Genomic DNA, 22,280 nt, shown 5'->3' on the forward strand with positions numbered 1-22,280 from the left:
CAACAATCCGAACAAACGAATATATATGATTAATTTGAGAATATTATTAATAATTATACCAAAAAAATGAATTGCTCAATATATAAATGAGGGGATTTGAGATACAAATTTTCAATTTTAGCTGTTTATTTTATAATCTTTGGAAGAACTTTAATGTAAACAAGTTCACCGATGAGTTCGGTTAATGTTTGAGTAATAATGACCGTTGTAGTGATGGTTACCCAATGATCTGGTAAGGAAAGAGCGAGGGGTAACACCACCAATGCGTTTCTTGTACTAGAACTGAAAGCTAATGTTCTTATATTTGGAATATCTAAACGAAATAACTTTCCACAAAAAAAGCCTATTATAGGTGCAATAATCATAAAACAGATATAAATGGGTACAACACTTAATACAATATTTAAATCATTTGTGATTTTGTTTATTTGTGAACCTACGACTGAAAAAAGCACAAGTGACATGAAGAGTTCCGGTAACCATGCAGTAAGATTTAAGACGCGATTTATAGAGCTAGATTTTTTACTGAGCAGTTGTAATAATAATGCCAGTATTAATGGGATAATGATGAATGTGAAAAAAGCATTAATAAATGGTCCTATATCAATGATTGATAATATTTCATTATGTAAAAAAATAGTGAAATAAAGGGGCAGTAGAATAATTTGTAATACAAATAATATAGGTGTAGAAATAAGCATATACTGCGCATTTCCTTTGCCTAATGCAGTGAAGACGATAACGTAATCAATACACGGTGTTAACAGTACAAGATAAAGTCCAATTAATATTGGAGCAGAACTAACATCAAATAGTTGTATCAAGGCATAAACAAAGATAGGTATGATTATAAAGTTAGATAAAATTAAGGCAATTATATATTTCATGTTAAAAAGGTTTTGGCGAATATTGAAAAAAGGAATTTGTGAAAACATGCTAAACATTAAAATGCCAATAAAAATTGAGATCACAGACTCTAGAAAAACAGAAAATATTTGTGATGTTAAACCAACTAACATACCCAGTATAAGTGCTACAAAATATATATAAATTTGATAATGTTCAATTTTACTTTTAAAGTGTTGCATAATGACCTCGCTTTTAGAAAATAAATACACATTAATTATAACTTAATGTGCTTGCGCTATGAAATTTAATATACGCATTTGACGATATAATAAGTTTTTGATTGTATTGGCAACTTTTATTTTGATATAATAACCAAGGCATGTCTTAGGGCATGATAGAATTTAACGGAGATGGGTTTTCTACGTGTCCTTTGACATGTGAAGATTCATAACTCCCGTTATAGTCAAAAGCCCCTTTAATTAGGGGTTTTTTAAATGGTCAGCAAAGCCTTATGGGTTTTGTTGTTTTTTTAATTTTTAATCTCCAAACAGAGGATGAGACAAAATACATGTCTCATCCTCAATTATTAAATTGGTAGTGGCTGACTGAATTGAAAAAGCGCTTCAGCTCTTGTATTTCATTTTAAAGTCAGCTTTGCCGGGCCAGGTTCATACGACGAAATCTTGCTAAAAAAAGATTTCTGTCCTATTCCCAAAATACTATTATGTTTTTAAAGTAAAAAGTTTAAATTTTAACATAAAAAAGCTCATAATCGCTAAGCTAAATCAATAGCGATTATGAGTACAGTTAATTTACATATTAAGATTTTTGTTTATCTTGTATGCTAACTTTATTTTCGACCTTTTCGTCAGTTGAGTTGTCTACACTTAATAATAACGCTCGTACTATAAGTGCCCCAGTAACTAGTAAAAGTAAATTTTTGAATAATTTCATAATTATCACTCACCCGTCTTTATTAAAACGACTTAAATATCACAACACATTTTTAATGCGTAATTGTCTTATTTATATAATACCCTTTCTACAATATTGTAAATAAAATTTCACACACATTGTAGAAAGGGCTTGGCCTAAAAATTAAATGTCGATGATTTTAAGTTGTGATTGTGTTTCATTAATTTCTATTTTTAGATTTTTACTATTATTTTCTACAGTAGTGCTAATCACTTCACCATTTTGTATAGAAAAATGGACTTGGCTTAAGATACCCATTGCATAGTCATTGATTGGACTAACTAGTGAAATAGAATTGGCATCTTCCTGTATTACAAATTGTTTCTGACTTTGATTAATAACCTCCCATTGAGGTAAGTATGTTAACTTCAAAATCAACCCTCCTAATTTTTATTTTTCAAAAGTTATTATTTAATTTACATTATAAACTATATTGCTGAAAATGGTATTAAACACAACTGAAAGTAAATGTGACTCATTTAGTTAAAATGTTAATTACAGGGAATAAGAATATTGAAGAAATTGTTTAATAGAGGTGATGTTATGAATATTTTGATAGGAATAATATTAAGTCTTGTATTCGCATTTTTAGGAACAATGCCATTTTTATTTATAAATACGAGGTTGCACGAAAATGTTAACCATTCAAGTGAAGAGGTTCGTCATGAGAAAAGGAGAGCGTATAAACGCTTTATATACTTTTTTATTTTAGGAATTGCTATGTTAACAATTTATCATTTTCTTACTGATTAATTACGATTACATCCGATTTATTTCAAAAATTTAGTTTTGTAATTGTACATGTAATTTAGGTTTACAATTTTATGAGAAATTAAAAAAGTCCTGACCACGACATAAAATAATCTTTAAAGGATTATTCGCGTTGTGATTAGGACTTAATTTGATTAACTGAATATAATTGAGCATAAAATACGAGCGACACCTAAAAGGATCAACATAAATGTTGCTCCAAGTAATGATTCTTTAGCTTGCTGAGACTTTTTGTTTTTGTAAGTGATGAGTAACACGATACCACAAACTAGAAAAACTAATGATAACCAGAATATAATCATGAAATGTAGACTCAAAGCACTAGACCTCCTTTAATATAAAAGTTAAATTGCCAATGATTTAAGACATAATATAATTGCTTTTTGTAATTTTAAATGTAGTAAATATAATTTTTTATTATAACATTATCAGTTTATCACTAAATACTTAACAGCAATAGTGTAAATATTGATATACAATATATTGAGTCACAATTAAATGGATGAACAACGTTTGATTAATTAAAAGTTTCAAAAGTTAAAATTAGGAAAGATAATACTATACAATTTAAATAATGATTTTCTGAAAGGGGTGGTTAGACATTGGAAAACATGAATGTGAACTTACAAGAAACTAAAGAAGCAGTTAATAGTTTAAAGACCAAGAATTTCTCTGATAATAAACGACAATATGATGAAACTGAAGCCAAAATTATAAAACAAAAAGACTATATACGAAATAAGCTAATGCACTGATAACAAACAAGAAGATGAACGTATCAAAGAAATAGCGAGTAAACTTAGTTCGCATATACAAGTAGCCTTTGATGAATTTGACAATGTGGATAAAGTTATTGATTATTTAATGCCGACTTTTCAACGGGGCAAAGTTGATAAAGTATATGGTCGTGCATTATTACTTATGGAAGAAAATACAATGATTGAGCAAGTGAAAGCACACTTTGATGATTCTAAAATAAAAGCTAAATTGATGGACTATATTTTGACTGAATTAATAGAGTTAAGTAATGAAATTATGCCAAATGAATATAGTGAAATTTTGACAATTGAGCGGTCGTATTTTGAACTATTATATAACCATAATTAATATTATTTAATTAATTAAGTAGTTTGATGTATAATGAAATTAAATTAAATAAGCGAGGAGATTTAACTATGAATGAAGTAAATAAAGTGATTTACATTGTATTAGCAGTGTTTCTAGGTAGCTTTGGTATTCATAAATTCTACGCTAGAAAAACAGGCGTAGGGATTTTATACTTAATATTTTGTTGGACAGGTATTCCTCAAATATTAGCAATTATTGGTGCTATCCTTACGTTATTGAAACCAACTGATCAGAACGGTAATGTTTTAGTATAGGTATTATAAATATAATAAATCTGAGACGTGTATTTATGTCCTAGACTTTTTAAATGGCTGTTAGAATTCTACGGAAATCTAACAGCCATTTTTTCGTTCGAAAATATATGAGTTTACTGGACGTAAAACAGTGTTAACTGTAAGTTACGGCATATCATAAAAAGTCGCTATTTATCGTTTAAATTAAAAAAACGCCTACAAAATACACAGTTTTGTAGGCAGTTTATAATGTTTACTTTAAATTAAAAAAACTTTATAAAGTTTACATTTTCGAATTAAATATAGCTATAACAACAATTCTTTTTAATTTTTTAAATAATAAAAAGAATCGTGGTAGACAAATATCTTATATTTGATATGATTAGACAAAAGTAAGATATGGTAAATCATGTAACGATTAAAAATATATAAAATCGAGGTAATGCTTATGACATTTTATGATTTTGTAATTAGTTTTATAGAAGACGATACACCACTTGGACAACTCGCTCACAAAATTAAAAGGGATAATAACTTCCCTAAAGATGCAACTGGCTATAATGAATTAAACTCGTATTTTTATAGTAATTATATAGATCATGAAATGTTAGCTTCTGCTAAACGGGCGCTGAGTTTATATCTTAATAATATAAGCATAGCCTAAATATATTTAGCAATCTATGTTTCGTAATACCAGTTTTGTTTGTTTAAGGCATCTTTAATATCTTTTGTTTTAAAATTAATTTCATTATTTCTAATAGAGAATGGTTCAAGTATACTTTGAGCCATCCATGAATTAATAAGCTCTCTAGGTAATCCATCTAATTCCATATCAGTCTTACTGACGACAAAGCATTCCCAATCAAGTGAAACTTTCGAAGGATTAATATAATTACACTCTTTGAGCTGATTCATAAATAACACTCCTTAATATTGTAAATCCGACATTAAGTTTTACCCATGTATGAGATGGGTGAAACGATAATTGTGAAATAAATGAAATTTAATCATATTTTGTAGCCATATAATTTTAAAGTTAATAAACAAGTAATTCAAATAAATAATGCTTGATGACGTGTAACGCAATGGGTTATGCGTTTTCTTTTTATATACCCGCTTTTTAGTGTGTGTTAATCAAAAAATATAAATATTACTAAATAAAAAAACTGGAAGCACTCAAAAGAGTGTTTTCAGTCATAGCGTTGAAAAAATTTACGATTTTATGGGCAGCTTTTTGTGCATGCTTTCCGCGGGCACAGCCTCAGCCTGTAGTCTTCGACTAGTGCTTTCCCGCAGGAGTCAGCCCAAATCACTGCCATTTTTAAACAAAAACAAAACGATAGATTATTCATTGATTGAACTTATATAAAGGCCAATATAGATACTAATGAAGGTAAATGAATTAATTACAAAGATTATATCAACGAAAAAATATAAAAATAAACCAAATGCTTTGATAGCAATTGGTTTATCTACATTTTAGGGTGATAAGAGGATGTACCATTTAAGTGATTGAATTCGTAGAATTCTGTTTCTGGAATTGTTTTAATAATTTGATTAACTGCATGTGCGATATCATTGTTAGGGATTAAAGTTTCAGTTTCCATTGGTAGTGTTAGCTGAGTCATATTGTAATTTTTATACATAAGACACTTCGTTTTAAAGTTATGTTAGGTTAACTTTATTATACGAAAGCGTCTTATTATTTTGTATAAATTTATATAATTGTACCGATTTTGTAAAGAGCTGACGCCTAGGGGAATAGTATGAGTCTGTAAAACAAATAATATCTCAACTCTATTGCTATATTGGCAGTAGATGACTGAAGTGAAAACGCGCATAATCTTAAGCTTGTTTCACTTCTAGTCATCTTTGCCGGGGTGGGACGACGAAATCTTATTAGAAAAATTAGATTTCTGTCCCACTCCCATACCCCAGGCAAGCATGCGCTTTCAAAATCGGAAGATTTTAACATAGAAAAGCAGCAATCCACTAGAAACTAATAGATTGTTGCTTTTAATTTGAGAATGGGATATTTATGTCCCAAGCTCTTTTAATTTCAAACGTTGTTATACGCGTCCAAAAATAATTCTACCAAGGTATAATACCTAGAATACAAGCGACTAGAATCATAAACAAACTAGATCCTATTGCCCATTTGATAACAATACGTTGGTTTTGTCCATATTCAATATCTAGCATACCAACCAGTAAGTAACCGGCAACATACAATGGACTTAATACGTGAAGCGGTTGTCCTAATACTGAAGCTCTGGCCATATCTACTTTAGATATACCAAATTGTTGTGCTGATTCAGCAAGGATTGGTAATACGCCATAATAGAATGGATCATTAGCCATAAAGTAAGTGAATGGCCCGCTAAGTAGGGCAGTAATTAAAGCAAAGTGATTTCCTAAAGCATCAGGAATAATTTGCACTAATGTATTTGCCATTTCATCAACCATGTGTGTCCCATCCATAACACCTGTAAAGATACCAGATGCAAAAACAAGGCTGATTACTGATAGTACATCACCGAGCATGTTTTTTAATTACTGAATTTTGAATACTTAGGTTTGGATAATTGAGTACGATTGCAACACCGAACCAAAGCATGAACATAACCGGAATCGGCATCAGTCCAATAACAAGGCAAACAATTAATGAAATTGTTAAAATTGCGTTTGGTATAAGCATTTTAGGTCTTTTTAATAATGACTCTTCTTTCGTATCTGTAGGTCTTACATCATCTAAATCAATATTTGTATTAGAAGTAATGTATTTTTTTGCACGTTTACCTAATATGTATGCTACGGCAAAAGCAAAAACGATACCTGCAATCATTGCGGGAATAATAGGTATGAAAACTTCCTCAGTGGTAACCTGTAAAGATGAAATTGCTCGTGCTGTCGGGCCACCCCAAGGTAACATGTTCATAACGCCAATTGATAGTAGTGCTAAGGTTGAAAGTGTATATAAGCTCATGCCAATTTTTTTATATAATGGCATCATTGCAGTTACAGTTATAATAAATGTAGTAGTGCCATCGCCATCTAACGCGACCATTGAAGCTAAGACAACAGTACCCATTGCAATTTTAACTGGATCCCCTTTAACTACTTTAATAATTCGATTAATGACAGGTTCGAATAACCCGAGCATCGATCATAACTCCAAAATATAAAATGGCAAACGTGAGCATAATACCTGTTGGTGCAACTGTTTCAATGCCTTTGAGCATATATTCGCCAAGACCAGAGTAGAAACCGCCAATCAAAGCAAAAACAGTTGGTACAACAATTAATGCTGTTAATGCTGACATTTTACGTGACATGATTAATATCAAGAAAACGATAATCATAATGAAACCTAATAAAGCTAAATTCATATCTTTGAATCCCCCTATCTGTCCAATTATAGCGCTTTCATTTGATTTGTAAAATGAAAAATAGAAACTTATATAAACTTTTTTAGAAAAGTTAATTTTAAAATAAAAGTGCATCTATTGATCAATTTAAATTAATCAATAGATGCACTTGATAGAAAAAAGATGAAGTTATGTATAAGAAGGAAGCTAACCTATAAAGCCCATTACATATGTTTTCCACATTGGATAACTCATTAGAATGAATGCGAAGATGGATACGAACATAGCAAAGATATTAGCTACACGATCGCCACGTATACAAGCGTATAAGTTAAATAAGAAAACACCTAAGATAAATAAAGCGCCTGCTAATATTGCCATATCACCTTCGATCACTTTGTTAACAGCTAGTAAAGGTGTAGCTAAAGTAATTAATGATAAGAACAAAGATAGTAATGTAGTAGCATATTTCAATTTGCTCAGTCCTTTCTATAATTGGAAAGATAGTCTATTAATGTGCATATGTTGATTGTAAGTATAACTTATTAAAATAATATTTCTAAATGATTTTGATTGCAAGCCATTATAGGAAAACTTTTGAAAAATTGCCTTAATTCGATGGTTTTGTTACATAGAGCGAGCTATTGTGAATATGAAATAAATATAACATTATTTCATATACAGGTATCAACAATTTAATTGAATAATTCTAAATCATTGTCTTTAAAGTAATATATTAACCAATGTTCATCGACGTAATAGTTCTCATATTTTCTAGCATGTTCTTCTAAAAAGAGTGTATCAAAATTGAGGTTGCTGAAAAATACTTTTCCACTAATGTTATTTGAAATGAGTGAAGTTAATAAGATTTCTATTTCTTTGTCATGGCATATTTGGAAAATATGACGCATTAATAATTTAGAAATGTGATCTCTTGAATCATCGTCATGACCTTGGACACACATGTTTTCCATTATTGCTTTATGAGATAAGCTATATTTTTGTCTGTGAATTAAAGTAGTCGCACCAACTAATTCATCTTGTTCAAAGGCACCAAGCACTGCATAATCAGATGTTTGTGAAGAAAGTAATTTTTCTATATTTAATTCAATTAAGCATTTTTCATTTTGCAATTTCCATGCAAATACTTCAAGTTCTTTGTGGATGCCCTTTAATAAAAAAGCACGATAAATAGATGAATCTTCACTTGTTAAGTAACGTATATCTGTCATTGAATGCCTCCTAAACTGTACAAAGTGTATATAATAAAATAATTAATATTCTGACATTTTGTTTATAATACTATAGTAAAAGAAATGATTGGGCAACTTTTCCATTTACTTATGTCAAAAATATAATTAACTTAAAATTCCTATGATTAATAAATTCATCACTATAAATTTTCTCTGTAAATTAAATTTGAATTTTAATGAATTGAAATTGATTTGACCTATTATGATATAATATAGTGGTATATACTAAAGTGGAGGCAAGACTTTTGGAGGCATTAATTATAATTATTGTTTCTTTGACAGCACTTATCCTGGTTTCTTTTGCAATTTTAGTTGTTTATTTTTTCACTCAATTTAGTGATGATGACAATTAAATACCCAGACAGAGAATACTAAAGACATCAAGAAATAAGAGGGCAGAAACATCAAAGCACAAAATAACCCCCAGACTCGAGATAGAGTCTAGGGGTTAAATTTTATATATTAAATACTAGTCAACAACTTCTACGTTTAAATCAACGTCAATGTTGCCACGTGTAGCTTTTGAATATGGACAAAATTCGTGCGCGTCTTGTAAATATTTTTCAGCGTCTTCTTGAGATAATACGCTTTTAACTTTAGCATCAATTGAAACGCTTAGCTTAGGACTTTCAGCATCTGGATCATCTTCTAAACGCACAGTTAGAGTTACTTCTGGTTCAGCATCTCTCACTTTGTTTTGTTTTAAGATTAAATCGAATGCACCGTTAAAGCATGAAGCATAACCTGCTGCGAATAATTGCTCAGGATTTGTACCTTTTTCAGCGTCAGCTTGTGCTTGGTGGAATAACCGCTACATCAATTGCTTTATCATCTGTTTGAACGTGTCCGTTACGGCCACCTGTATTTGTTGCTTTAGTTTCATAATTTACTGCCATTTTATTACCTCCTTAATGACTTACTATTACTGTATACCCGTAGAATAATTTTTAAATCATATAAAATTCACTCTTTGATTAATACTGTCATTTTATAAGTTAATGTATATTGATTGTTTTATTTTTGAAAATTGTTATACAATTATTTTAATCACAATAAATAAAGGAAGTATTAAAAATGACTGAAGTTGATATAGCTGTTACGATAGCGCCAGAAAAAGAACTTTCACAATCTACTATAGAAGACTTAATCAAATTTCAAGATTCAATAGAAATCATTGAATTTAGAATAGATCAGTGGGCGGATTTTGATGTGAACCAAGTGTCTAAAGTAGTAGACAATATCTATAATTTAAATTTAGGGAAAAAGATACTCGTCACTTATCGTACTTCTTCACAAGGTGGAGAGGGCACGTTACCATATGAAGCATATTTGAACGCCTTAGCTGAAATAATAAATTTAACACATGTTGATTTAGTTGATATTGAATTTGAACCTGGGAAATCAGCACAACCTTTGATAGATTTAATTGCACAATCTAAAAGCAAACAAATCCAAGTAGTATTGTCTTATCATGACTTTAAAAAAACACCGAGCACTGGAAGCTTTAAAGCATCTTTACTTTAAAATGCACCAACTTGGACCAGATTACTTAAAAGTTGCAGTAATGCCTCTTGGTAAACAAGATGTGCTGAATTTATTAAGTGCGATGTCAGAAACGTCTGATTCAGTTCCTCAACAAGTGATTGGCATTGCAATGTCAAAATTAGGTCTAATATCTAGAACTGCACAGGGGTTATTTGGAGGCACTGTAACGTATGGCTGTCTTGATAGTCCTAAAGCGCCAGGTCAAATTCATGTTGAAGCGCTAAAACAACAATTAAAGTTATATGAGTAATTTGAAAATAATCGTGACCTATCTTATAATTGAAAATAATTATCAATAGTGAAAGGGCGATATTATATGGAACTGCAAGATGCAATAGCACAACGTCGTAGTATTAAAGTGTTCAAAAGAGATATGAAGATAAATGATACAGCTTTATATCAAGCTATTCGACAAGCTACTGATGCACCTAATCACGGTTTGAGAGAGCCATGGAGAGTTGTTCATATTGCTAAAGATAGATTAGGAGATATGAGTAAACAACTTACAGAAATTGCTTTTCCTAATCTGAAGAAAAAACAAGAAGATCATTATAATGTAGCTACAAATCTTGGTGGCATGCTAGCGCTAGTCTTAAAAGAAGATCCAAGACAAAAACAAAATTTAGAAAATTATATGGCATTTGGAGCTTTTACTCAAAATTTAATGCTTCTTTTACATGAAGTTGGTATTGGTACCTGTTGGAAAACGCCAGCATATATATTTCAACCTGAAATGCGTGCGTTATTTGGAGTGAAAGATGATGAGAGCTTAGTTGGCTTTTTGTATCTAACTGATTTAGAAGATGAAGTACCGCATAGAGAACGTCACGTTAATAATATAATTGATAAATTTTAACTATCATATAAAAATTGCAGTAAAGTAAGTAGTCATTTAAACGACTGTTGAGATAAATAAAGGCCGCATTGAAATTAGAATTCAATGCGGCCTTTATTTATCTTTGAAATGTATGTCTCAGATTATCATCTGCAACACTGTATGATTTATTTGAATGTTTCTGCTAAAAATGATTCAACTTGTTCTGGAGATTTTGCATTTGCTGAATGTAAATGAGCTAATTTTTCTCCATTTTTGAAAACTAACAAGCTTGGAATACCCATTACATCATTGTCAGACGCTACGTCTTCTAATTCATCACGGTTTACTGTGAACCATTGGTAATCATTATATTTTTCAGTAATTGGGTCGATCCACATATCCATAGCTTTACAGTCTGGACACCGACCTGCTTCAAATTTAACGATCACAGGATTATCACTTTGTATTGTTTCTTTAAAATTGTCTGTAGTATTTATTGATTGCATAGTATAACTCCTTTGTTTTAGATATTATTAGCCCTATTATAACTGACAATTAACCATTATTAAAAAAATCAGCCTGAAATTAAGAGCGTTTTACGTAAAAATTTGATATATTAGTGTTAACTAGACATAGGAGGTACAGCATAATGATAAAATTTTACCAGTATCCTAATTGTACAACTTGTAAGAAGGCCGCTAAGTTCTTACAGGAGTATGGTGTTAGTTTTGAACCTATTGATATCGTTCAACATACACCTACTAAAAACGAGTTTAAAGATATTATTGAAGCGACAGAAATTGATGTTAACAAACTCTTTAACACACATGGCGCAAAATATCGTGAGCTTGGATTGAAAGATAAGTTGAAAGATTTAACGTATGATGAAAAGTTAGATTTATTGGCTTCAAATGGTATGTTAGTTAAAAGACCACTAGCTATTTCAGGAAATAAAGTTACAGTTGGATTTAAAGAAGACCAATATAAGGAAACTTGGTTATAAAATAAATTTTAATTTCATAATTAAATAAGTGGTTATAATAGTGATTATGTAAACGCTTCATCTATTGCTATGAAAAAGATTTGATTGAATTATGTTATCGAGAAATAGTTGCTTGAAAGCTTTTCATATGGCATCATTAATATGTAAAATCATTTAGGAGGGGATTCTTGTGGCAGTACCGAGTGAATTTAAATATTCTAAAGAACATGAATGGGTTAAAATTGAAGGCAATACAGTAACAATTGGTATAACTGAATATGCTCAAGGTGAATTAGGAGATATCGTATTCGTTGAATTACCAGAAGTCGACGATGACATTAACGAAGGTGAAACTTTTGGTAGTGTTGAATCGGTAAAAACAGTTTCAGAACTTTACGCACCTGTTACTGGGAAAGTTGTCGAGTCTAACGAAGAATTAGAAGACAGCCCAGAATTCGTAAATGAATCACCATACGATAAAGCATGGATGGTAAAAGTTGAATTAAGCGATCAAAGTCAATTAGATGAATTATTATCTGCTGAGCAATACTCAGAAATGATTGGTGAATAAAAAATAAAGTGCGAACTCCATGATATTGATTATCTTGGGGTTTTTTTAATAAGAATATTTATTTTATATGCTTTTTGTCAAAAATAAACATGTATAAAGTGAGCTATAGTAGAGCCTAGCTTAGTAGAACTAAAGAACAGATATTATATAAGAAAAAGATCATCTGATTAGATGTCTTTAAATGACAAAAATCATTTTCAATAATAAGATAAGATTAGGAATATGTAAATTATGTTTATAGTCGCTAAGTATTGTGAAGAACTAAGTAGATTGAACAACTATCAACATTTAGAGGGTGGATGTCATGACGATACTAAACCAAGTGATCATTGTCGAAGGCAAGTCAGACAAGAAACGGGTAAAGCAAGTTATTGATCAGCCAATTGATATCATATGTACGAACGGTACTATGGGCATTGATAAAATCGATGAAATGGTTGAAACTTTATATGATAAACAAGTGTATATTCTTGTGGATTCAGATAAAGAAGGTGAAAAGATACGGAAATGGTTCAAACGATATCTCAGTGAAAGTAAACATATACGCATAGATAGACAATATTGTGAGGTTGCTAGATGCCCTAAACCATATTTATCCAGAGTACTGCGAAAACATGGTTTTTCTGTAAAAGATGCAGAAAAAGTAGCTAAAGCAAAATTAGATTATATAGCTGAAAGGGTAAGTTTATTAACATGAATGTAACAAGTGAACACCGTGCGGATGTGCACGAACATGAAGAAAAAGAAAAATATTTAATATTTGGTTATACACCAACGTGTGGAACTTGTAAAGTTTCAGAACGCATGTTAGATATAGCAAATGAAATTTTGAAGCTACCAATTACGAAAATAGATTTGAATTTTCATCCTGATTTTAGCCAAGCGCAAGAAATACAATCTGTACCTGTGCTCATGCTCGATGTCTAAAGGTAAAGAACAGAAAAGAATTTACGCATTTCAATCTGTTCCTTATTTGTTAGAAAATTTAAAATAGTTATTGACGAAACATGAGTGCGATGATAGGATTAAAAATAATTAAATAAATGATACTCTTATCAAGAGTGGTGGAGGGATGTGCCCTTTGAAGCCCGGCAACCGTCTGAATCAGAAATGGTGCCAATTCACATGAAGTTATAATTAACTTTGGGAGATGAGAGAAGCGATTAATGCTTTCTCTTTTCTTCACTGAATAAAAGGGGAAGCATTTTTTAATTGATAGTGTAATACAAGGAGGCAAGTGTGATGATTGAATTAAATCAAATAGTCAAAAGGTACAAAACAAAAAAACACGACGTACTAGCTGTAGATCATGTTGATTTAAGCATTCAATCAGGCTCAATCTTTGGAGTGGTTGGTTTTTCAGGAGCGGGGAAAAGTACTTTAGTAAGACTCTTGAACAATCTCGAGCAACCTACTTCAGGTGACGTAATTATTGATGGAGATAAGATTGGTGATTTATCTAAATCAGATTTAAGAAAAAAACGTCAAAAAGTGAGCATGATTTTTCAACATTTTAATTTACTGTGGTCACGAAATGTATTAAATAATATTACATTCCCGCTAGAAATTGCCGGTGTTTCGCGTCGTGAAGCGAAGCAACGTGCTTTAGAATTAGTGGAATTGGTAGGACTAAAAGGAAGAGAAAATGCATATCCATCGGAATTGTCAGGTGGTCAAAAGCAACGTGTCGGTATTGCGCGTGCATTAGCTAATGAACCTACTGTATTGCTTTGTGATGAAGCAACAAGTGCGTTAGATCCTCAAACGACCGATGAAATTCTAGAATTATTATTAAAGATTAAAGAAGAACGAAATTTAACAATCGTAATCATTACACACGAAATGCATGTCATTCGACGTATCCGCGATGAAGTCGCTGTTATGGAAAGTGGCCGTGTAATTGAACAAGGCGAGGTTACAACTGTCTTTGAAAACCCACAACATGCAGTAACAAAACGCTTTGTGAAAGATGATTTAGACGATGATTTTGATGAATCTATCACAGATTTAATATCATTAAAGGAAAATGATTATGTAGTTCGCTTGAATTTTACAGGAAGCAATACTACGGAGCCGTTAGTATCATACATAACTAAGACGCATAATATTGATGTAAATATATTGGAAGCTAATATTAAACATACGAAAGATGGTTCAATCGGCTTTTTAGTAGTACATTTACCAACAGTAAATTCAGAAAAATTCGAAAAGTTCAAAAACGATTTAGAAGCGCAACACGTTTCAGTGGAGGTGTTAAAGCATGGGTAATTCGTTTGGTGACATACTCCGTGAGATGGTTACTATGCCAAATATCAGTTGGGACGAAGTTTGGTTAGCAACATATGAAACAATTTATATGACTGTAATAGCAACAGCATTTGCTTTTGTTTTAGGACTGATTTTAGGTGTTTTACTCTTCTTATCAGCTAAAAGTAAATCACCAGTTGCAAGAGTCTTTTATAGTGTAGTTTCATTTATCGTAAACTTATTCAGAGCGATACCATTCATTATTCTCATACTCTTGTTGATTCCATTCACAAGTTTAATATTAGGAACAATCAGTGGACCAACTGGGGCTTTACCAGCATTGATCATTAGTGCCGCACCGTTCTATGCAAGATTAGTAGAGATTGCATTTAAAGAAATCGACAAAGGCGTAATCGAAGCGGCTTGGTCAATGGGTGCAAATACATGGACAGTAGTAAAAAAAGTCCTTTTACCAGAAGCAATGCCAGCTTTAATATCTGGTATTACAGTTACTGCAATTGCTTTGGTTGGATCAACAGCAGTTGCGGGTGTAATTGGTGCAGGTGGTTTAGGTAACTTAGCGTATTTAACTGGCTTCACACGAAATCAAAATGACGTCATATTTGTATCAACAGTTTTAATACTAATTATTGTATTTATCATTCAATTTATTGGTGACTGGTCTACAAATAAAATAGATAAACGATAAATTTTTAAAAGGGGACTTTATTATATGAAAAAAATATTAAGTTTAGTTTCTGTAGCAGCTTTAGCACTTTTATTAGCAGCATGTGGCGGTGGCGGAGATGAAAAAGATAAGACAATTACAGTCGGAGCTTCGCCAAGCACCGCACGCAGAAATATTAGAAAAAGCCGAACCATTGTTAGAAGATAAAGGTTATAAATTAAAAATCAAAACGATTAATGATTATACAACACCGAATAAATTATTAGATAAAGGTGAAATTGATGCGAACTTCTTCCAACATACACCATATTTAAAAACAGAGAAGGAAGACAAAGGCTATAAAGTGGAATCAGCAGGAAACGTTCACTTGGAGCCTATGGCAGTATACTCTAAAAAACATAAAAGTTTAAAAGATTTACCAAAAGGCGCAACAGTATACGTTTCGAATAATCCAGCTGAAGAAGGACGTTTCTTAAAATTCTTCGTAGATGAAGGACTTATTAAATTAAAAGATGGCGTTAAAACAGAAGACGCTACGTTTGATGATATTGTAGAAAATAAAAAAGATATCAAATTTAATAATAAACAATCTGCAGAGTATCTACCTAAAATTTATCAAAACGAAGATGCTCGATGCTGTAATTATTAATTCAAACTTTGCAATTGATCAAGATTTAAGCCCTAAAGATGATTCGATTGTTCTAGAGAAAGCAAAAGACAATCCTTATGCGAATTTAATTGGCGTAAGAGAAGGTCATAAAGATGACGAGAAAATCAAAGCGTTAGTTGATGTACTCCAATCTAAAGAAATTAAAGACTATATCAACAAAGAATACGATGGTGCGGTCGTACCAACAAAATAACATCAAATTTCATGAAGAATCCTTTAACGACAACGGTTTGAGGATTCTTTTTTATGGTTGTAAGAATTGAAAAGGGTAGTGTGTACAAATTATCGAATATAAAGCATGAAAAATACGCCCAAATTTGGACGCATTAACCAAGTTTTACTTGTTCAAGTTTGTTCATCATTTTCTTAGATAATTGTTCTATAACACTTTTTAAAGATATGGCTATGACTTAATATTTGTGAAGATACTTCTTTTATAATCCTTACATATTTAACAGTCGTTCTTAAAAGTATGTAAAAGCGTCTAAGTTGTATAGGATTGCCTTTGTGATTCGTTAACACAAAATTGCTATTTCGGTAATAATTGTCATTCCACTTTGACTCTTTCTTGTTTTTTAATTAATTCGATAGTAAAAATTAAAGATGAGAATATGAGTGTAGGGGACATTATTATTATGAAATAGGGCACACATCATTTAAAGTAACTTATGTATATTGCAAAGATAACTAGAAATGTAGCAAATATTCCATGTAAGATTAAAAGTAAATAATACTGTTTATCAGTCATGGGGGTAAAGTTGTTCCGCTTAACTCTTCTATTATTTTCCCAACGAAATATAAAAGCCCAAAAATAAGCGTATACAGGTATGAAAATAATCCCTAATACAATAGCAACTAGTAAACCCATAATAAATCTCCTTTTTTCTTAAGGATATCATAAATTATATATTCGATTGTCAAAATATATAATTGCAAGGGTATGTACTTTTGACGTTCGTACAATATAAAGCATAAATAAAAAACTATAAAATATTGTTGTGGTTAACTTGAAAACAGTAATGACAGATTTAAAAATAATATAGCGACCACAAGAGAATGTGGAAACTAACTATAGCTGTGTAAAGAATTTATAAAGCGAATTGTAATAAAAAATTGAAACATGCGATGCATACTTATCTCATATATTTGAAATAGTGATCTCAGGTAAGTAAAATAAAAGAATGGAAATAGATTGATTGAGAAAAAATCAGTTTCATTTTCAATGGGAGAACTAACAAATTAATGGTAAGCTTTCTATAATAATGGAAGGTTTATGTATTGATTATATATAGAATCACTAAAATATCACTTTCGCTGTTGATATTTTATTTAATAGCTCGGAGGTTATGGGATGCTTTTATATCATTAAATGATTTAAAAGTAATGGGACATATACTTCCGGGTTATTTTTTCGTCTTTTATCTTGATTCTTACAAGACGCTTGACCAGATGGGACTAATATAGTGCTTGCAGAATACTTCAATACGAAAGACAGTAACCGTGTCTTAGCTGAACGCTTCTGAGATATAAAATAATAAGATTGTACTTAAAGAACTACAAAAAACCACCGACAAAGGGCACTGAACCCTTAGAATGGGAACTTAATAAAAACACTTTGTTCTAGGCTGCTAATTCCTTATATTTTATGGGAGCTAAGTAGCCTAGTTTTTGTTGAATTCGATTATTATTATAGTTTTTAATGTAATTTTCGACAATATCTATTACAATTTGGTTAGAGCTATTGAGCTCATTGTTTATGTAGAAAGCTTCACACTTTAGCGAGGAATGGAAACTTTCTATAGGGGCGTTATCAGTCGGTGTTCCCTTTCGGGACATACTTCTGATAATGCCTTTTTCTTTGCATAATTGATAGTAAGCGTACGAGGTGTAAACACTGCCTTGGTCACTATGTAGTATGCAATTCTCAGGTATATCTATTTGATTCAATGTATCATTTACTAAGCTTTGATCTTGTTTGTTATCTATTTTATACGCCACAATTTCTCCGTTATAAACATCCATAATTGAAGATAAATACAACATAGAGTTACCGAAAGGTAAATAAGTAATATCAGTTGTTAATACTTCCATTGGTTGGTTAGCTTTAAACTGTCTTTGTAATAAATTCTCTGTTTTATAATAAGGTTTGCCAATTTTTTTAGATTTTTTAGGCCTAACTCGGCAGTTCAGATTATACTCTCGCATGATTCGCTGAACTCTTTTATGATTAATTGATGCTGAATACAATTGATTAATCAACGCTGTAATTTTGCGATAACCGTAGGTGAAATTATTTTCTTCACATAATTCAATAATCTTTTGAGTCACTTTATCTTTTTCATTGTTCTTGTGTTTCCATCTATAGTATGTCGATTTAGGTATTTCTAAAACATCAAGTATCATTTTGATTGAATACTTATGCTTTAATTGATTAACTAATTCTACAATTACTTTTGGTACCACTTCCTTTCTAATTCCTTGTACTTTTTTAAAATATCTAATTCAATATCTTTTTTCTTATTATCTAACTTTAATTGTTCTATTTCTGATAATTCTTTCACTCCTTTGCCATAAGTATATTGCTTGCCTCTTTGTTGATAAAATCTATAAGTTTCACCATTTCGATACCATCGCCACCAAGTTTTTACCTGTGTGCTGTTTTTGATATTTAATACTTCCATAATTTCTTTTACAGTATATCCAGCCTTCTTTCATTTCAATAGTCTTATATTTTGTTTCTATTGAATAAGACATTATTTTCATAGAAAAAACACCTCCGTATGATTCATTTTAAATGAATTCAACGAAAGTGTTTTTATTTCCTTCCCACTATTTGGGGTCAGTTCAAAAGTTGCTTAACTTCGTCGGTGGTTTGTCTACGTTTGAAATACTGTTTTAATTAAAGTACATATTTAGACTAAATCATGCTCATCTTTAATGTCGCCAACTATATTTTCTAAAATATTTTCCATGGTAATCATACCAATAGGATTACGATTTTCATCTTCGACAAGTGCGATGTGGATTTGATGTGATTTCATCAGCTCTAGTACATGATGATATTTAGTATTAAGACTTACTTTTAGAATATCATTTGTAATATCTTCAAGGGTCGTTAAATCATCATTTAAAAAGTCCTTAGCATGTAGATAACCAACAATTTGAGTTGGCTTATCTCTAAATACAGGGAATCTTGTGTAATTCGCATTATTTATATAAGCTTTTGTTTCATCTACATCACTTTTAATATCAATAACTGAAACTTTATCGAGAGCAATATAACCATCTTTAATCGTCATTTCATCAAAAGCAAATGCACGATTGATATGCGTTAATTCATTTTCAGAGATTTCTCCGCCTTCATGACTTTCTTTAATCAATAATTTTAATTCTTCTTCGGAATGGTAGAGTTCACTTTCTTTAGCAGGTTGCATACCAAACATCTTTAAAATTAATCGCGCCGAACCATTAAGTATATATATAAATGGATAAAATAATTTGTAAAACATGATCATTGGCTTAGCTATGATTAATGTAATTTGTTCGGCTTTTTGAATCGCAACTGTCTTAGGTGCCATTTCGCCGACTACAACGTGTAAATAGGTTGCAATTACGAAAGCGCCAATTAAAGTGAAGACATGTATCATCGAATCTGATAAACCTAAACTACTGAAAAGCGGGTGTAACATAAACTCAAAAGTCGATTCGCCGACCATACCGATGCCTAGAGCGGTAATTGTTATACCTAATTGACAGGCAGCCAAGTATTCATCTAAGTGTGTTACTACCTTTTGTGCTGAAAGTGCATTTTTATTATTACCTGTTGCAAGCGAGTGGATTCTCGATGTTCGAACTTTGACTATTGCGAACTCAGAAGCGACAAAGAATGCAGTAAGTATTAATAAAATAATAAACGTGATTAAACTAATAAGGGTTCCCAAATATTAATTAATTCCTCCAATATTTTCTGATTCAATCTAAAAAAGATTGAAAGCTTATTATATAAAAAATGAGTGTAGTTATCCACTGTCAAGATTTACATATTTTAAAAAAACTAAATTTATTTTTTGTGCCGCCGGAAAATTTGTGGAAAACGGACTTTAAAAATGCCATCGAGCATTATCGATGGCATTTAAAATTTATATATTTGATTTTAATCTTTTGTAGTGCGCCCTAATTTATAACTAATAATAAAACCACAAACCAACGTTATGATTGAAATAATCCATATTAAAATAGAATGTGGGAGGCCAGGAAATACCGCGTATAGTGAACCTACTACGAAACCAATAATTAATGCGTAGGTTAAGTAAGTATGGTAAGTCAGTAAGTGTTGGATAATTTTACTGGAAAATAAGAAACCGGCAATAACACCTAAACCAACTGAAATTAATACAGGAATGGCATTAAAGTTTAGCGAAATAAATTCTGAGAGTGCATACATTACTGTACCGTAAACTCCAAACACCAATAACATAAATGAACCTGATATACCTGGAAGCAACATAGCACTAGAGGCACACGCACCAAGCAATAAAATACTTAATGAAAAGACCAGTTGAAAGCTCTAGTGTTTCGCCCGCATGCTTGTCGCCGTTATTTAATAAAGTAATGACAACAATTATAATGATGCCCAACACAAGAAGTGAATAGTGTTTAATATTAAAAGTTTGTTTAAAGCGAGAAGTATTTAATAAATATGGGATGATGCCCGCAATTAAACCAACAAAAAAGAACATCGTGGGTACTGTGTGTTCACTCAGTAAGTAATTGATAACTTTGCTTAATAAGCCTATAGCTAGGACCATTCCTAAACCAATTGGTATTAAAAATTTTAAACTTTCCCAAAAGCGTTTAGAAAAAAGACCGCTGATAGAACGAATAAAGTCGTCATAAATACCAAGTAAGAGGGCAATAGTGCCTCCGCTCACTCCTGGAACTAAATCAGTTGTTCCCATAGCAAACCCTTTACTAATATTTGACCATTTTATTTTTGACATGATAGTCTCCTTTGGATTGAAAATATATAAATGATAATAGCATAAAAGTGAGCATGAGAATATTAAAATCAATGTAAAAAAATATTGTTTATCACATATAAATGAACACTGACTCTTTTTTAAAAAGATTATAGGCATTGAGAACAACGATGATATTATTATCAGTTACGAAAACCTAAGAATCCCTATCGAAAATGATTGTGTTTTAATAACGATTTTAATTTAGCTCCTGAAAAGGTTTATATTCAAATATAACTACGTTATAATTAGAAGATGTAACAAAGGCTCAGTCTTTTGACTGTAGATTAAAATTATTATAAACTAGATAAGAAAAACATATCATATAATACGGAGGGAATATGTATGCCATCAACATTAGAAATTAAGGACCTACATGTGTCTATTGAAGATAAAGAAATTCTTAAAGGTGTTAACTTAACAATTAACACAGACGAAATACACGTTGTAATGGGACCAAATGGTACTGGTAAATCAACATTATCATCAGCAATCATGGGACACCCTAGCTACGAAGTAACGAAAGGTGAAGTTTTATTAGACGGCGTTAACATATTAGAACTAGAAGTTGACGAACGTGCAAAAGCAGGCCTTTTCTTAGCAATGCAATATCCATCAGAAATCACTGGTGTAACAACTGCAGATTTTCTACGTTCAGCAATTAATGTTAAACGTGGAGAAGGTAATGAAATTAATTTGATGCAATTCATCAAAAAATTAGATAAAGAAATGGATCGTTTAGATATCGATCAAGATATGGCACAACGTTATTTAAATGAAGGATTCTCTGGCGGCGAGAAAAAACGTAATGAAATTCTTCAATTAATGATGTTAGAACCAAAATTCGCAATTTTAGATGAAATTGACTCTGGTTTAGATATCGATGCTCTAAAAGTAGTATCTAAAGGTATCAACTTAATGCGTGGCGAAGAATTCGGTGCATTAATTATCACTCATTATCAACGTCTATTAAACTACATTACTCCAGACCATGTACATGTTATGTATGCGGGCAAAGTAGTTACTTCAGGTGGACCGGAATTAGCAAAACGTTTAGAAGAAGAAGGCTATGAATGGGTTAAAGAAGAGTTCAACGCTCAATAATAAGTCTCAAATCATATGAAAACATTAATTTAGATGAAGATTTAAGGTTTTGATTTATACC

Annotated in this window: 20 protein-coding genes, 8 pseudogenes and 1 riboswitch; of the genes and pseudogenes, 14 read left to right on the forward strand and 14 right to left on the reverse strand. The window is 31.2% G+C overall.

The window, feature by feature from the left end; translation table 11 throughout:
• Positions 1–125 precede the first annotated feature (125 nt).
• The 4 genes from ABLV90_RS08190 to tsaT all read right to left on the reverse strand — a co-directional run bounded on the left by ABLV90_RS08190 (position 126) and on the right by tsaT (position 2,912).
• A complete protein-coding gene (locus ABLV90_RS08190; protein ID WP_460872473.1) occupies positions 126–1,088 on the reverse strand; it encodes an arsenic resistance protein in 963 nt (320 codons plus the stop codon).
• 580 nt (positions 1,089–1,668) lie between these two features.
• On the reverse strand, positions 1,669–1,803 hold the full coding sequence (locus tag ABLV90_RS08195; RefSeq protein ID WP_256092404.1) for a hypothetical protein: 135 nt from the start codon (positions 1,801–1,803) through the stop codon (positions 1,669–1,671).
• Positions 1,804–1,947: 144 nt separating this feature from the next.
• Positions 1,948–2,196 (reverse strand): hypothetical protein, encoded by a 249-nt coding sequence (locus ABLV90_RS08200; protein ID WP_057512786.1) that lies wholly within the window; start codon positions 2,194–2,196, stop codon positions 1,948–1,950.
• Between the two features lie 533 nt (positions 2,197–2,729).
• Positions 2,730–2,912 carry a type II toxin-antitoxin system toxin TsaT gene (gene tsaT, locus ABLV90_RS08205; RefSeq protein WP_460872474.1) on the reverse strand — a complete coding sequence of 61 codons (183 nt, stop codon included), beginning with the start codon at positions 2,910–2,912 and terminating at the stop codon, positions 2,730–2,732.
• A gap of 285 nt (positions 2,913–3,197) precedes the next feature.
• Between tsaT and ABLV90_RS08210 the strand changes: the two genes are divergently transcribed.
• The 4 genes from ABLV90_RS08210 to ABLV90_RS08225 all read left to right on the forward strand — a co-directional run bounded on the left by ABLV90_RS08210 (position 3,198) and on the right by ABLV90_RS08225 (position 4,620).
• Positions 3,198–3,350, forward strand: a complete 153-nt coding sequence (locus ABLV90_RS08210; RefSeq protein ID WP_460872475.1) for a hypothetical protein — start codon at positions 3,198–3,200, stop codon at positions 3,348–3,350.
• An 85-nt stretch (positions 3,351–3,435) separates the two neighbouring features.
• The gene (locus ABLV90_RS08215; RefSeq protein ID WP_460872476.1) at positions 3,436–3,702 is read left to right on the forward strand and encodes a hypothetical protein; all 267 of its coding nucleotides are present in this window, start codon (positions 3,436–3,438) and stop codon (positions 3,700–3,702) included.
• 68 nt (positions 3,703–3,770) lie between these two features.
• A complete protein-coding gene (locus tag ABLV90_RS08220) occupies positions 3,771–3,977 on the forward strand; it encodes a TM2 domain-containing protein (protein ID WP_460872477.1) in 207 nt (68 codons plus the stop codon).
• A 427-nt stretch (positions 3,978–4,404) separates the two neighbouring features.
• Complete coding sequence (locus tag ABLV90_RS08225) at positions 4,405–4,620, forward strand: sterile alpha motif-like domain-containing protein (RefSeq protein WP_069817955.1); 216 nt, start codon at positions 4,405–4,407, stop codon at positions 4,618–4,620.
• A gap of 14 nt (positions 4,621–4,634) precedes the next feature.
• On the opposite strand, the gene ABLV90_RS08230 is transcribed toward ABLV90_RS08225, so the two are convergent.
• From ABLV90_RS08230 to ABLV90_RS08255, 6 genes and pseudogenes are all read right to left on the reverse strand, one after another.
• Complete coding sequence (locus ABLV90_RS08230; protein WP_002508200.1) at positions 4,635–4,871, reverse strand: hypothetical protein; 237 nt, start codon at positions 4,869–4,871, stop codon at positions 4,635–4,637.
• Between the two features lie 560 nt (positions 4,872–5,431).
• Positions 5,432–5,602, reverse strand: a pseudogene (locus ABLV90_RS08235) (IS5/IS1182 family transposase); the annotation flags it as partial.
• 445 nt (positions 5,603–6,047) lie between these two features.
• Positions 6,048–7,345 (reverse strand): annotated as a pseudogene (locus tag ABLV90_RS08240) (CitMHS family transporter).
• A gap of 186 nt (positions 7,346–7,531) precedes the next feature.
• Complete coding sequence (locus tag ABLV90_RS08245) at positions 7,532–7,798, reverse strand: hypothetical protein (RefSeq protein ID WP_069817957.1); 267 nt, start codon at positions 7,796–7,798, stop codon at positions 7,532–7,534.
• A gap of 221 nt (positions 7,799–8,019) precedes the next feature.
• On the reverse strand, positions 8,020–8,556 hold the full coding sequence (locus ABLV90_RS08250) for a GNAT family N-acetyltransferase (protein WP_460872478.1): 537 nt from the start codon (positions 8,554–8,556) through the stop codon (positions 8,020–8,022).
• 490 nt (positions 8,557–9,046) lie between these two features.
• Positions 9,047–9,473, reverse strand: a pseudogene (locus ABLV90_RS08255) (organic hydroperoxide resistance protein).
• A 178-nt stretch (positions 9,474–9,651) separates the two neighbouring features.
• Between ABLV90_RS08255 and aroD the strand changes: the two are divergent.
• Positions 9,652–10,372 (forward strand): annotated as a pseudogene (aroD, locus tag ABLV90_RS08260) (type I 3-dehydroquinate dehydratase).
• Positions 10,373–10,438: 66 nt separating this feature from the next.
• Positions 10,439–10,978, forward strand: coding sequence for a nitroreductase family protein (locus ABLV90_RS08265; RefSeq protein ID WP_427705160.1), 540 nt, complete (start codon positions 10,439–10,441; stop codon positions 10,976–10,978).
• A 146-nt stretch (positions 10,979–11,124) separates the two neighbouring features.
• Here ABLV90_RS08265 and ABLV90_RS08270 read toward each other — a convergent pair whose 3' ends face one another.
• Complete coding sequence (locus ABLV90_RS08270; RefSeq protein WP_460872479.1) at positions 11,125–11,445, reverse strand: thioredoxin family protein; 321 nt, start codon at positions 11,443–11,445, stop codon at positions 11,125–11,127.
• 143 nt (positions 11,446–11,588) lie between these two features.
• Here ABLV90_RS08270 and ABLV90_RS08275 point away from each other — a divergent pair, with 143 nt between their 5' ends.
• The 7 genes and pseudogenes from ABLV90_RS08275 to ABLV90_RS08305 all read left to right on the forward strand — a co-directional run bounded on the left by ABLV90_RS08275 (position 11,589) and on the right by ABLV90_RS08305 (position 16,290).
• On the forward strand, positions 11,589–11,942 hold the full coding sequence (locus ABLV90_RS08275) for an arsenate reductase family protein (RefSeq protein ID WP_069817961.1): 354 nt from the start codon (positions 11,589–11,591) through the stop codon (positions 11,940–11,942).
• Positions 11,943–12,111: 169 nt separating this feature from the next.
• Entirely contained in the window at positions 12,112–12,492 is a 381-nt protein-coding gene (gene gcvH / locus ABLV90_RS08280; RefSeq protein ID WP_069833005.1) for a glycine cleavage system protein GcvH, read from the forward strand.
• Between the two features lie 304 nt (positions 12,493–12,796).
• Positions 12,797–13,189 carry a toprim domain-containing protein gene (locus ABLV90_RS08285; RefSeq protein ID WP_056935399.1) on the forward strand — a complete coding sequence of 131 codons (393 nt, stop codon included), beginning with the start codon at positions 12,797–12,799 and terminating at the stop codon, positions 13,187–13,189.
• Positions 13,186–13,486 (forward strand): annotated as a pseudogene (locus tag ABLV90_RS08290) (thioredoxin family protein). Before ABLV90_RS08285 ends, ABLV90_RS08290 begins: the two are co-directional and overlap by 4 nt.
• A gap of 55 nt (positions 13,487–13,541) precedes the next feature.
• Positions 13,542–13,649, forward strand: a riboswitch (SAM riboswitch).
• 85 nt (positions 13,650–13,734) lie between these two features.
• Positions 13,735–14,760 carry a methionine ABC transporter ATP-binding protein gene (locus ABLV90_RS08295; protein ID WP_460872480.1) on the forward strand — a complete coding sequence of 342 codons (1,026 nt, stop codon included), beginning with the start codon at positions 13,735–13,737 and terminating at the stop codon, positions 14,758–14,760.
• A complete protein-coding gene (locus ABLV90_RS08300) occupies positions 14,753–15,448 on the forward strand; it encodes a methionine ABC transporter permease (RefSeq protein WP_002508186.1) in 696 nt (231 codons plus the stop codon). Before ABLV90_RS08295 ends, ABLV90_RS08300 begins: the two co-directional genes overlap by 8 nt.
• Positions 15,449–15,472: 24 nt before the next feature.
• A pseudogene (locus tag ABLV90_RS08305) lies at positions 15,473–16,290 on the forward strand (MetQ/NlpA family ABC transporter substrate-binding protein).
• A gap of 1,427 nt (positions 16,291–17,717) precedes the next feature.
• Here ABLV90_RS08305 and ABLV90_RS08310 read toward each other — a convergent pair.
• From ABLV90_RS08310 to ABLV90_RS08320, 3 genes and pseudogenes are all read right to left on the reverse strand, one after another.
• Positions 17,718–18,860: pseudogene (locus ABLV90_RS08310) on the reverse strand (IS3 family transposase).
• A 149-nt stretch (positions 18,861–19,009) separates the two neighbouring features.
• On the reverse strand, positions 19,010–20,038 hold the full coding sequence (locus ABLV90_RS08315) for a hemolysin family protein (protein ID WP_427705152.1): 1,029 nt from the start codon (positions 20,036–20,038) through the stop codon (positions 19,010–19,012).
• A gap of 212 nt (positions 20,039–20,250) precedes the next feature.
• Positions 20,251–21,097: pseudogene (locus ABLV90_RS08320) on the reverse strand (DUF368 domain-containing protein).
• A gap of 363 nt (positions 21,098–21,460) precedes the next feature.
• Here ABLV90_RS08320 and sufC point away from each other — a divergent pair.
• Complete coding sequence (gene sufC / locus ABLV90_RS08325) at positions 21,461–22,219, forward strand: Fe-S cluster assembly ATPase SufC (RefSeq protein ID WP_069817969.1); 759 nt, start codon at positions 21,461–21,463, stop codon at positions 22,217–22,219.
• The last annotated feature ends 61 nt before the right edge of the window (positions 22,220–22,280 follow it).

Origin of the sequence: Staphylococcus sp. 2S1, from assembly GCF_046721335.1 — a bacterium.
Lineage (GTDB): Bacteria > Bacillota > Bacilli > Staphylococcales > Staphylococcaceae > Staphylococcus > Staphylococcus equorum_A.

Bases quoted from the DNA above. Each gene is read 5' to 3' on its own strand.
- ABLV90_RS08190 (WP_460872473.1), bottom strand. From the start codon at position 1,088: ATGCAACACTTTAAAAGTAAAATTGAACATTATCAAATTTATATATAT.
- ABLV90_RS08195 (WP_256092404.1), bottom strand. From the start codon at position 1,803: ATGAAATTATTCAAAAATTTACTTTTACTAGTTACTGGGGCACTTATA.
- ABLV90_RS08220 (WP_460872477.1), top strand. From the start codon at position 3,771: ATGAATGAAGTAAATAAAGTGATTTACATTGTATTAGCAGTGTTTCTA.
- ABLV90_RS08225 (WP_069817955.1), top strand. From the start codon at position 4,405: ATGACATTTTATGATTTTGTAATTAGTTTTATAGAAGACGATACACCA.
- ABLV90_RS08230 (WP_002508200.1), bottom strand. From the start codon at position 4,871: ATGAATCAGCTCAAAGAGTGTAATTATATTAATCCTTCGAAAGTTTCA.
- ABLV90_RS08250 (WP_460872478.1), bottom strand. From the start codon at position 8,556: ATGACAGATATACGTTACTTAACAAGTGAAGATTCATCTATTTATCGT.
- ABLV90_RS08265 (WP_427705160.1), top strand. From the start codon at position 10,439: ATGGAACTGCAAGATGCAATAGCACAACGTCGTAGTATTAAAGTGTTC.
- ABLV90_RS08270 (WP_460872479.1), bottom strand. From the start codon at position 11,445: ATGCAATCAATAAATACTACAGACAATTTTAAAGAAACAATACAAAGT.
- ABLV90_RS08275 (WP_069817961.1), top strand. From the start codon at position 11,589: ATGATAAAATTTTACCAGTATCCTAATTGTACAACTTGTAAGAAGGCC.
- ABLV90_RS08285 (WP_056935399.1), top strand. From the start codon at position 12,797: ATGACGATACTAAACCAAGTGATCATTGTCGAAGGCAAGTCAGACAAG.
- ABLV90_RS08295 (WP_460872480.1), top strand. From the start codon at position 13,735: ATGATTGAATTAAATCAAATAGTCAAAAGGTACAAAACAAAAAAACAC.
- ABLV90_RS08300 (WP_002508186.1), top strand. From the start codon at position 14,753: ATGGGTAATTCGTTTGGTGACATACTCCGTGAGATGGTTACTATGCCA.
- sufC (WP_069817969.1), top strand. From the start codon at position 21,461: ATGCCATCAACATTAGAAATTAAGGACCTACATGTGTCTATTGAAGAT.